At 58.5% G+C, this 11,226-nt stretch carries 8 protein-coding genes and 3 pseudogenes; all 11 read left to right on the top strand.

The window, feature by feature from the left end; all coding sequences use genetic code 11:
- Positions 1 to 173: 173 nt before the first annotated feature.
- Positions 174 to 443: pseudogene (locus P0N66_RS12950) on the top strand (type III restriction endonuclease subunit R); the annotation flags it as partial.
- Between the two features lie 184 nt (positions 444 to 627).
- A complete protein-coding gene (locus tag P0N66_RS12510; RefSeq protein ID WP_275805932.1) occupies positions 628 to 1,002 on the top strand; it encodes a hypothetical protein in 375 nt (124 codons plus the stop codon).
- Positions 1,003 to 1,260: 258 nt separating this feature from the next.
- Positions 1,261 to 1,560, top strand: a pseudogene (locus P0N66_RS12990) (SecDF P1 head subdomain-containing protein); the annotation flags it as partial.
- A gap of 267 nt (positions 1,561 to 1,827) precedes the next feature.
- Positions 1,828 to 2,292: a tetratricopeptide repeat protein gene (locus P0N66_RS12995; RefSeq protein WP_489667348.1), complete on the top strand. Its 465-nt coding sequence runs from the start codon at positions 1,828 to 1,830 to the stop codon at positions 2,290 to 2,292.
- Positions 2,289 to 6,605: a hypothetical protein gene (locus P0N66_RS12520; RefSeq protein ID WP_275805936.1), complete on the top strand. Its 4,317-nt coding sequence runs from the start codon at positions 2,289 to 2,291 to the stop codon at positions 6,603 to 6,605. Before P0N66_RS12995 ends, P0N66_RS12520 begins: the two co-directional genes overlap by 4 nt.
- 87 nt (positions 6,606 to 6,692) lie before the next feature.
- Positions 6,693 to 8,918, top strand: a complete 2,226-nt coding sequence (locus tag P0N66_RS12525; RefSeq protein ID WP_275805938.1) for a PDZ domain-containing protein — start codon at positions 6,693 to 6,695, stop codon at positions 8,916 to 8,918.
- Positions 8,919 to 8,958: 40 nt separating this feature from the next.
- Positions 8,959 to 9,504, top strand: coding sequence for a hypothetical protein (locus tag P0N66_RS12530; RefSeq protein WP_275805940.1), 546 nt, complete (start codon positions 8,959 to 8,961; stop codon positions 9,502 to 9,504).
- 151 nt (positions 9,505 to 9,655) lie between these two features.
- Positions 9,656 to 9,898 (top strand): annotated as a pseudogene (locus P0N66_RS12535) (ankyrin repeat domain-containing protein); the annotation flags it as partial.
- Between the two features lie 25 nt (positions 9,899 to 9,923).
- Entirely contained in the window at positions 9,924 to 10,829 is a 906-nt protein-coding gene (locus P0N66_RS12540; RefSeq protein ID WP_275805942.1) for a hypothetical protein, read from the top strand.
- Positions 10,813 to 10,995: a HigA family addiction module antitoxin gene (locus tag P0N66_RS12545; protein ID WP_275805944.1), complete on the top strand. Its 183-nt coding sequence runs from the start codon at positions 10,813 to 10,815 to the stop codon at positions 10,993 to 10,995. Before P0N66_RS12540 ends, P0N66_RS12545 begins: the two co-directional genes overlap by 17 nt.
- Positions 10,996 to 11,082: 87 nt before the next feature.
- Positions 11,083 to 11,226 (top strand): type I restriction-modification system subunit M N-terminal domain-containing protein (locus P0N66_RS12955; protein ID WP_431190025.1); only part of this gene is annotated, 144 nt, incomplete at its 3' end.

The following is an 11,226-nucleotide window of genomic DNA, read 5'->3' on the forward strand; positions in this document are numbered from 1 at the left end:
CTGTCGATCCCTCTTGTTTTTCATTACTCTTTCGGCTAGTTTGGCAGTCACATCGTGACAGGGGGGCAGTAATCGGCCCACAAGCGGGGGCACTTAGCCGCTTAACCGCTTAACCGCTTAACCGGGGACAGATTTCAAATCTGTCCCCTCTTGGCTCGGAGGGAGAAAAAGCCTTGCCGCCCAACCAGAACCCGGAACAACTAGCCCGCGACCGCATCGACCGGCAACTGGCCCTGGCGGGCTGGGTGGTGCAGGATAACAAGGCCATCGACTTCAACGCCGGCCCCGGCATCGCGGTGCGCGAATACCGCACCGACGCCGGCCCCGCCGACTACGTCCTCTTCATCAACGGCCAGGCCGCCGGGGTAATTGAAGCCAAGGCCGAAGATCAGGGCCACAAGCTAACCACCGTCGAAGATCAATCCGGCCGCTACGCCGGCGCCCAGCGCGTCCTCTTCCTGGTGGATACCAAAAACCTGGGCGAACAGGCCGAGCAGGAGTTCATGAGCTACCCTGCCCAACGACGACAACCGCTTTTTGAATTGCCTCGATACTACCGGGGTTTACGAAGATTCTGGAATTGCTGCTAATCAAAATCAATAGGGGAGTTTCATCATGTGAAAAAGTTTGATCGTTTTCCTGGTTGCTGCATTCATATTCGGTGGGTTTTTGAATTCGGCCTTAGCGCAGGTTCGTGTTCTTGAACTGCGCAATTCCACCAGCCGAAGCATAGATATCCTGATTGAGAACGTGGACTTACACGGTCGTACCTCCACAGTTTACGTCGCCGGCATCGCGCCGCAGCGAAAATGGGAGCAAAATTTGCCCATCCCGGTAGGGCGTTACGTGTTGTTGAAATATGGGGATTTGCCGCTTTCCGCGCTTGAAGCCCAAAGACTCCGCATACCGCCGCCCTATGGTAACGAGGGGGTGCACTTGCGTTGGAAAGTGATCCCTTCGCCTGCTGGAGGTAATGGTATTAGAGTTGTTTATGACGAATAAGCGTTTGTAACCGGGTGTTTCTGTAGATAGAAATCAGGCGAGAGAGGAGGACGCCGGATGATGCCGGGGACAGCTAGATCTTTTCGGGTCTTTGACAAATGGAAAGGGTTGCGGGGGGGTTGGGCCATCGCGCCGGTCTTGATGGTGGTGGTTTTTTTCGGGTTTACATGGGCGCCTTCGGCCGCGGCCGCGGAAAAATCGTTCTCCCTGCTGGCGATCAGCCGGACGGCGGAGGGCCCCGGCCCGGGATTCGTGCCGATGGAGCTTGCGAGCGGGGGAGCGGTTGAAACCGTGCAGGTGGAAACAGCGCCCGTCCTGACCGAAAAGCATATTGGCGAAGCGTGGGTTCACGAGCAGGGGTTTATCGGCGTCTTCATCGAGACGACCCCGGAGGGCCGGCAATTGCTGGTGGAGCTGACCCGCGAGCAGTTGAACCGCCGGCTGGCGATCCTGGTCGAGGGGCGGCTGATGATGGCCCCGTTCATCCAGGAGATCATCACCAGCGGCCAAATTATGCTGTCAGGAGAGATCGACCGGGCCGGGGCGGAGAAACTGGTCGCGGGCCTCCAGGGCCAACAAACAACTGCCTCCGCGGATGCGGAATCTCTTTTCCCCGATGAGACCATCCTCCTGGCCAGGATCGAAAAAGATCCCTCCCCGCACCTCTACGCCGAGCTGGCCGGGGTCCGGGGCCGCCATGCGGCGGGCTATTATGAACGTTGGCGGGAGTTCGGCCGGAGCGCCGATCTGCGGCAGGCGATCTTTTACGCCGCCTCGGCGGCGGAGCTGCGGCCCGACTGGGACCAGCCCCGGGTGCTGCTGGCGATGATCTACGCGAACTTTTCAGGAGATCGGGAAACCCTGGAGCTGGCCACCGAACTGCTCATCGAGGCAGTCGATATCAACCCGGCCAACGGCCCGGCCCAGTTGTTGCTGGCCCAAGTGTTGATGAAGCAGGGCCGTTTCTGGTCCGCCATCGAGCAGTACGACAGCCTGTTTGCCAAGAGCGCGGCCATGATTACGCCGATGAACACGGCCCCTCTGGCGCTCTGTTACATCCTGGACGGCCGGATTCAGGCCGGGATTCTCTATTTTGACCGGCTCGCCGCCATGCATCCGGCCAATCCGGCGGTGACGACCGGCCAGGCCGTGCTGCTCAAGCATGGGGGCGAAGCGGAGCGGGCCAGGAATATTCTGACGGACCTGGCTTCTTCCGCCGCCGCCGGCCCGGAGTTGCGCCGGTATGCCGGCGACCTGCTCGCCTCCTGGGACCGGGAGGAGATGGAATGAACAGGATCCGGCTTTTGTTTGCAGGGCGGCTTTCCTGGCTGCTCGCCGCAATGTTGCTCACAACCGGCCAGCTGGCCGCCGCCGCTGATTTCAGCAATCTTGACGAGGTGCTGCGCACCTTTGCCGATTCCCGCCAGACTCGTGACGTCAAGTACCTCGGGACCGCCGCCGACCAGAAGGCCTTCGTGGATACCATGGAGAACGGGGTTTACCGGCCGGCGGACCAGCAGGTGGTCCGGCATGTGGAGTCCCTGCCCGAATACCAGGGCAAGCGAGTGATCACCCATGATTTCCGCACCCCCGGCGCCCAAGGGGTTTCGGTCAACACCGACCGTGACGTCCGGGTGCTGGTGGAGGTGGAACCCAACCGCTGGGTCGAGGTTCCCACCCAGAGGTGGGAGGATGTCTATTATCGCGAATTCGCCCAGCGCACCCGCTATGCCGGCGATCCGAACGACCCGGCGGCCCTGAGGGCGCATGCGGCCCGCTACCGCCAGATGCCCACCGACCGCTTCCACATGGAAGCGAGCCACGATTACTCCGATCAGACCCGCGCCCTTTCCTATGAACCCGACGGCCGGGGCGGGTTCAAGCGGAAAATGGCGGCGGATTCAAGCATCCGGGTGCAGGACGGGGGGCCAGGACGGCTGAAGGTCGAATCGACCCCCAACGTGGTGCGGGCCAAGGCCGGCCAGGGTCTCCTGGTCAATCCCGAAAGCATGTCGCAGATGTATTTTCAGAAGAGCTGGGCCGAGCTGGGTACGGCCCAGGCCATTGAAAATCAATTGAAAAACCCCTCGCTCTCCTCCGCCGAGCGCCTGCGGCTCGACAACCTGCGCCAGATGCACACCGCCGAGGGGCTGGCTCAGATGAAAAAGGGGGTGGAGGCCCTGGAGGCGGTGCGCGCCTCCTATCAGAAGCAGGGCTACCGGGTCGGGGACCTGCCGCGGAATTTCCAGCAGGCCTCCGAGATCGTCAAGGCGGTGACCGGCACCAGCCGGACCGATGTGGATGCGGTTACCCGCAATCTCCAGGAGCATGGCTTCCGCTCGCCGGCCGAGTTTGCCGAAAACCTGCGGGGCCAGACCGAATCGCTCAAATTCGCCCAAAAGTCCGCGCCCCCGCCCGCCCCCTCCACCCGCCTACAGACCGCCGGCCGGGTCGCAAGCTGGGCCGGCAACGTCATCTCCATCGAGCAGCGGCTCAAGGAGGCCCGGCAGGGCAGCCACCTCTTCTGGAATTTCGAGCAGGGGGACTCCGGTCTGGCGATCGCCGCGAAAAGCGCCATGATCGCCACCACCGAGCTGATTCCTCTCCCGATCATCGATGCCCTGGAGCGCGGCTGGCGGGTCGATGAGCGAGCCAGGGCCTATATCGAGGCTGGGGTCAAGCGCGGGGAGACCGGTTGGGAGAGCGATCCGGCCTTTGTCATGTTCGCTGTGGTCTCCACGGTCACGGCGGAAACCATCGCCGCGATGACCCTGGATCCGCTGGTGGCCGGGGGCCAGATGGCGGTGGAGGGTTTTCGGCTGGCCAGGGATGCGAGCAATAATTTTCTTGCCGACTTCAGCCACGCCGAACAGCAGCGCCTGCTGCGCGAGATGAAACAGGCCGCCCATGACCGGGCCGAGAATTTTGATCTTGGCGGCTTGTACGGCCGGCGCGGCGGCTTTGACGGCGGCCCCTTGGCGGGAGAGGTGGAGGTGGGCGAAACCATCGCCTTTGTGGTGCAGAAAGACAACCGCTGGACCAACGATTATTTCGTGCGCTGGGAGCTGACCATGCCCGGCGGTCAGTCCGCGGTCATGGTCCCCGACCTGAGCGCGGATGACCCCGAGGCCGCCCGTCTGCGCTTCACCGTCGCCGAGGGATTTCCGCCCGGCCCGCACATTGTCGCCATCCGCGTTTTCGAGCGCGCCGGCGGGTTGCAGGTCGATTTCCGGGAGGCGACCTTCACGGTTTCGGACAGGATTGGCATAGGCGCCATCACCGCCAGTAAAGGCCATTTCACTTCTCAGGGCGGAACACCACTTTTCGCCGCCGGCAGTCAGCGGCAGGCGCTGCCGGCCGTGCCCGGCGACATCCTGGCCTTTGCCGTGGCACGCATAGGCAATTGGGCAGAGCAGCACGAGGTATGGTGGTCGGTCAGCGGCGAAAATTACAAAACCGTCTCCGGCGCTGATCCCAATGCCCACCTGCTGCGCTTCGACTCCAGCGGGATGTCGCCGGGTAATTACCGAGTAGCTGTCGCTTTGTACTCCGCAAACACAAAAAGACTAGCCTACCAGGAGCTTGAATTCAGGCTTGGCCAGCCCCTGACCCGGCCTGCGCCGTTTGAGATAATCGCCCGACTGAACGACCATGACGGACCGCCTTTAACCCGGTCGGTGCAGAACGGTGACATCCTCGCCTTCCAGTCCGAAATAAGCTTCCCGGCAGGCGAGCCGGAGATGTCCGGGCTGTTCTGGCAGCTTTATGATGCCACAGGCGAACCGGTGTACGGGCTGGGGAAGGAAGAGCATCTGCTTGCGGCGGGGGAGACCCGTGAGACCCGCTTCCGCTTTCTGCTGGAAGAGCTGCCGGAGGGCAGGTATGTGCTGGGGCTGTTCCATAGCTACCTTTCAGCGCCGGAGCTCAAAAGCAAGGCCACCTTCGCTTTTGAGGTGGCGCAGGCGGTGCGTATAGACCGACTGCTGATTACCCCCAGCCAGGAAAAACAGGAGCATCATCCGGTTCTTTCCCCCGATGACGATGCCCTGCTCTACGCTCATTTCAGCCTGGGGCAGGAGACCGGGCAGGCTACAGTAAACCTGACGGCAATACTCAAGCAGAACGGCAAAACCCTCGAGAGTGTTTCGGTGGAAAGACCACGCCCCGGCGAACAGCCCCCCTATCGGGTGGGGCTCTTGATCTCTGCTGCGCTGCTGCCTGCCGACCAGGAGATTGTGGCCAAGGCGGAGATCATCTCGCCTCGCGGCAAACGGCATTCCGCCACGGTTAGCTTCAAAAAAGAGCCATACCGGCTGGCGCATGATCTGCCGGACAGCCTGCGATCTGGAGATAACCGGCATTTTTCAGTGCAGGTGCCCGCAAGCTTTGTAAATCCCTTGCGGGTGGAGATGCGCGCCACCGGTGAGGGATTCAGCCTGGGGAACAGACCAGGCGAGTTGGCGGGGACGGTGGGCGGGATAGCCACAAGAGAGGCAAGGGTCGGTTTTCTTGATATAAAGGTGAGCGACGCGGAAGGCAGGGCCGCCGAGACCAGGGCGAAGATAATGATAAACCCGAAAGCGGCCCGAAAGACCGTTGCCGTAAGCCCCGCTCCCGCTGTGTCCCCGCAACGGGCGCCGTCCCCAAGGGTAAGCCCCCCGCCAGCAATGCCGGGGGCGGGATTAAGCCAAGCCCCCAGCACACCGGCCAGCACCAGCAACGGCGAGAGCGCGGAGGAAAGAGGCAGGGCGCTTGCGGAACAGTTCATTGATCAGTTCCTGCGGGTGGCCTATTCCCGTCATTCCCGGTCCACGCAGATGGTGTCCACGCTCAAGGGGGAGTTGTTGGCACAGATGCGGGCAAGCACCGCTAAGGCCCGCAGCCCGGGGAACCATGGGATCGAGGACTATATGAATTTTCACCGATGGGGAAGAGCTTACAATATTGACAAGATCCGCGGTTCCGAGCGGGAGCTTGTCCGGCTGAAGGCCCGGACGGCGTCGGCATTGGTCACCGTGTTTATTGAGGGGATCAAAGACGGGATAGGGCTGTTGCCCGAGAATATCCGTTGGGCGGAGGATGTGGGACGGGCCGTGGGAGGGCTGGAAAACGACTCCGCTTTCAGGCTGGGGCGTTTCAAGCCTGCTTTGAACAATATGATCAACCGGCAGTCAGCGCGGATCAGCAGCCGGAGCCAGCGCGCTATCTTGGGCGCCCTGCAGCTTAATGACCCACGGGCGAGATATGTCACCGCGCTAAGGGCATGGGACGGCAGGGTCGAGCATGGCAGGCCGGTAGCGCATAGCGGACGCTGGAGTCCACATCTGTTTTTAAGCGGCGCGCCGGTGTCTGGCTCGGCCGGCTATGATCCAGCCCTGGTGCCGATTATTGTAGAAGGAGAAACCTATTATATCAGCCCTCAGGGGCGAAACCGGCTGGATATGATGCGAAGAACGGCGGCGCTGCTCCGTCTGAGCAGCTCCCGTAACCACCAGGCGGACGGTAGCCATGAGGTGTTCGATACAGATATCCTGCCCGCCGCGCTCCGGGTCAACTTCAACCCCGGCGAAAGAGAGGTAGTGGCGGGCTATGTAAGAAGATAGCCGCACCTTGTCCCATGTCTGAGTTAAGGAGGAATTATGAATAAGCTTAGTTCGACCATTGTCTGCCGAAGAAAGGAGTACCAAAAAATGATCACATCACTCTCACGCATTCTCGTTATCGTCCTGTTCATCGGAGTCACCGCCTGTCAGACAACGAATCCCGGCGACATTGTCGGCAAGCAGCCTGCCCAAACTCCACCACCAGCGGCACAGCAGACGCAGACACAAAATACCCAGGCGCAGAAGGAAGCAGAGCAGCCTTTGCTCTTTCAGGAGTACTGTACCCCTGAACGATTAGCCGAAACAGTTGTGGTCTTTGATTTCAGCGGTAATGGTAGCGCCTTTGTTAGCAAGCATTCTGGGTTTGGAGATACTAAAGATGAGATTAGCCACAAGAATATTCTATGGCGTTATGACCAGTCACGGGGCGGCTTTGTTAAGACTGGGCTTGAGCTTGAAGGGAATTTGTCCTCCAAATTATCTTGGAACGGCGACATATGGGCTTATACATATTATGACCCTAAGAGCAGTACAGTAGTAACCAATAGAAAAATTAAACTGCTTTCCACTGTTGATGGTACACAGCGGGAGATAGAAGTTCCCAGAGTACGGTCTATAAATGTACCTGGTGGGGATTTCAGTCGGGATGGTCGATATTTTGCGGTCTTTCTTCATGACTTGACTTCCCGGGGGATTGTTGCAGTGTTTGATGTGGCAACAACCGAAAAAATTGGTGAAGTCAGCCTCACTGTTCGCCCCGAAATTGCTCAAATTGTAGATGTTTTTTTAGATCCACTGGGTCGATACCTTGCTGTAAGTAAAGAAGATATTGGAGAGTGGTTAGATAATCCAGAAAGAGAAGTATCTAGCAGGGTTTCCGTCTTTTCTTTGCCTGGGCTTACCAGGCTGAGGGTTCATGAGCAACCTGGTAAGTTCTCGGGCTTTAGTCCTGATGGTAACTATCTGCTATTTGCCCCGCTAAGGACAGCTGCGCCAGTTAATGTCATCCATGTAACTAGTGGTAAGCGGTTGTCTGTTCCGGAAAACCTACAGCATCCGGTTTATTCCGGCGGGATGGATAGGCTGGTGAAGCTCTGGAATAGTGGCTTTGATGAGTACCTTATGCATGATGACAAAATAATATTGTTGCAAACCAAAAGATTTAGGGAAGGGTCAGACCTTCGCCAAGCAGTTTATGTGGAATCCGCTAACACTTGGTTTGGTGGTTTCGATTTCGGTCGGGGAGGCAGCAGCGAGTTATATAGCATGAAAAGCGCCCCTGATGAAGTAGTTCAGGCCGCAAAGGCTGTGGCGGAAGGCGAGGGGCTTATTGTTGTAGGGTTTAAGTCCAACGGCATCGGGAAGATTAAGGAGGGGATTGCTGCCTCACCCTTATATAGTCGGTTGAGAACCTTCCCCTTTTTCGACGAGTTGGCGGAAAAAGGGCTAAGCAAGGCAGAGCTTGCTGATTTGCTTTTGTTCCATCACCAAAAGCTGATGGAGGTGGAGAAAAGCCAGGGCAGTCTCGGTGTTCGGTTTAAAGACTTGCCTGGAGCGCGGTTGGTTGAAGCGATAACCAATGCTGATGGGCCCGCGGCTTCCGCCGGGCTGCGGGTTGGTGATGTTGTTGAGGCGGTCGATGGTATAAATTTTGCCGACAGACAGGAGTATCTTCGCATATTGAACAGCAAGCCTGCCGGTTCTAGTTTTGAGTTTAGAGTCAATCGCAATGGTCAGACCCAGCATCTTACTGTTTCCACAGTGACATGCTTTGCTGATAGGTTGGTGATTGATCGCGCGGGCAGACGGCTTTTTGAGTACGGTTTTTTGGCGTTTAGCTCCGGTTATCCCGATCTGGCGCTAAACGCCGCCAGCAGGCTGCGCTCGTTAAGGACGGAATACCCCGTCTGCTTAACCGATAACAGCTGGGAAATGTTGCTGAAAAGCGCGCTGGCGTTGGAGGCGATGGTCATGGCCTATCGCGGGGAGGTAGATCGGGCCTATGAGTACCTGCTGGAGCAAGGCGGGCTTGTTCACCAGGGTAATACATTTGCCGCATTGTATATCCTTAACTACCCGGACTACTGGTTCCCGCTCTACGCCGACCCAAGAAGACTGTCCTTCCTGCTGGATAAAAAACCGGATGAGCTGGCAAGACCCTCAACAAACCGGATAGCGCCCCAGCCATACCCCGACCTGTCCGGCAGGCTGGTGGAACCGGTCGCAGCCCCCCCGCAGCTTCCCAGCCGCGAAGTCGCCCCGTCCGAACAGGTCGAGGAGACCGCCCAACCCAGGGGCCGGGTGTTGGATTAAACGGTGGCTGAAAAAAAATGTAAATGTTGATGGAGCGCTTATGCGTAATATCCACCTGCTGGTCATTTTTTTCAGCCTGTTGGCTACGTCAGCCCAGGCCGCCATTTTTGCTGCTGATGCCCTCTATCTCTTTGTCGAAGGCAAACGGGTGGTTAACAACTCGGTGCTGGTACGCTACGACGAGCCGACGGGAGAACGCTTTGAGCTTTGTGAAAAAGGCGCGTTCTGGCAGCGCCAGGGGCCGACATGGAAAGCGGGGCCTTATACCTTTATCCAAATCGCCGGGGAAGAGATCCCGTCCTTTACACGTTGGCTTAACTCGCCGGAAGGCCGGGCGAGCAAGGATGCAGACGGCGACTACCAGCAATATCTGCACGGACGGAGCAAAGACTCTCTGCGCCGGGTGACGGTCATGGTGCCCACCGTTGAAGAAAGTCCGGCCCTGGACAGGACCCCGAATCCCCCGCCGCCGCGTGGCATGGTCGGGGGCAAACTCGGCCATGATCGTTTCTTTCAGGTCGATCTCGACCACGGCATGATCAATCAGGTAGCCCGGCGGCAGGTCTTGTCCGGGAATACCCGTTAGGCGTGTAACCGATGCCGCGCCTCCCACGAAATACGCGGATAAAAGCAGGCCTTGCGGCCGTCGTGTTTCTGCGGCTGGCTTATGGAGCGGATGTCCATGCCGGGAATAGCAAGCATCGTTCCGCTCTGATGATGGCGGCGGCTCGGCGGAGACGGTGCGGTTGCTGCTGGCCCACGGCGCTGATGTCAAAGCGGACAACAACCACGGGATTACTCCCCTGATGGCCGCGGCCAGCCGGGGCAACCTCGCCGTGGCGCGGGTATTGTTGGCGGCCGACGCCGACCCGGAGGCGCAAATATTTTTTGGTCATGACCATGGTGCTACCGCCTTGTCATTGGCGAGGCGCAACAACTATCCGGAGATCGTCCGTTTGTTGCAAGCCGGAGCGCCGTAAGACCTTGGTCGTTGAAAAGGAGAAGATGATGAATACATACCCGATCCGTTTTTTGTTGATGTTTGCCATGCTGTTTGCCCCCATTTCTTCCCTGGCGGACGTGGCGCCTGATCCGCTCTCCAAAGGGATGACGCCGACCCGCAAGGATAGTCGGGTGCAAATGGTATCGCAGGAAGTGGTCATCCATCTTGATCGAAAGTGGTGTCGGGTGGAGGCTGATTTTGTTCTGCAAAACCGCTCCCGATCAGCGGCGATCATGGAAACCGGCTTTCCTACCGGTTATAAAGATGAGGTCAGGGATCTTCGGGTGTGGCGTAATGGCAAGGAGGTAAAGACCAAGAGCGCGGTGGAGCATGAAATTCAGGAATCGGACAAGGAGGCAGCGGTTTACCACTGGACGTTATGGAACATGCGTTTTGCCCCCGGGGAAAAGGTGGCTCTTAAGGTAAGCTACCTGGTCAAACCCCGGAAGAATCATGATTACCTGATTACCCCTTATCGTCAATTCCTGGGCCAGATAGAAGAGGAGGCGGCCGGGCCTGCGGCGGCGCCCGAAGTGGTGCGAGTAATTGACGGTATGACCAGCTACTCCACCGGCTATATCATGGTGACCGGGGCGGAATGGCATGGCCCCATTACTGATGCCACGGTTACTTTCCTTCATCCGCACGGAGCGGCTGCTGTTCGTTGGCTTTCCCCGGCCGCAAATTTTACCGTTTCCCCCAGCGCGATTGAATATCGTTTTGCCAATATCGAGCCGGACTTTGATGTGGAGGTGGAATTCAGCGAACAACCCCTACCGGTTGAAATCGCTTTGGTCAAACAAGCCATAGGTGCGACCAAGCAGAGCCAGGGACTGGTTAACCACCTGCACTATCTCGAAGTGATGCAAGCTTGTCTGGCCGCCGGAAACTGTGGGCAATCGGATTGAGCGCCGGGCCATTACCCCCGACACCGCCATTCGCCTGGCCCGTTATTTCGGCACCACCGCCCAGTTCTGGCTAAGTCTGCAAACCTCTTTCGACTTGAAACGGGCTGAGTTGGAAGACGGCAAGCGGATCAGGCAAGAAGTTCAGCCGCTGGCCAAGGCCGCCTGACGGGGTAGGAACAATAACTTGCAGCTCAACCAAGCACCCGGCACAATTCGCCCGCTACCGTATCGACCGAAAGAAGGAAACCACTGAATGAACCCCACCGCCCCCATTATTTCCAAAGTTTGGAGTTTCTGCACCACCCTGCGCGACGACGGGGTGAGCTATGGCGATTACCTGGAACAGCTCACCTACCTGATCTTTCTGAAGATGGCCGATGAATACGCTGGACCGCCC

Source organism: Desulfurivibrio dismutans, from assembly GCF_029210385.1.
In the GTDB taxonomy this organism is placed as follows: Bacteria; Desulfobacterota; Desulfobulbia; order Desulfobulbales; family Desulfurivibrionaceae; genus Desulfurivibrio; species Desulfurivibrio dismutans.

What these genes read in the sequence shown, in the direction of transcription:
- P0N66_RS12520 (WP_275805936.1), top strand. Translation starts at nt 2,289, where the DNA reads ATGAACAGGATCCGGCTTTTGTTTGCAGGGCGGCTTTCCTGGCTGCTC.
- P0N66_RS12995 (WP_489667348.1), top strand. Translation starts at nt 1,828, where the DNA reads ATGATCTACGCGAACTTTTCAGGAGATCGGGAAACCCTGGAGCTGGCC.
- P0N66_RS12540 (WP_275805942.1), top strand. Translation starts at nt 9,924, where the DNA reads ATGATGAATACATACCCGATCCGTTTTTTGTTGATGTTTGCCATGCTG.
- P0N66_RS12525 (WP_275805938.1), top strand. Translation starts at nt 6,693, where the DNA reads ATGATCACATCACTCTCACGCATTCTCGTTATCGTCCTGTTCATCGGA.
- P0N66_RS12530 (WP_275805940.1), top strand. Translation starts at nt 8,959, where the DNA reads ATGCGTAATATCCACCTGCTGGTCATTTTTTTCAGCCTGTTGGCTACG.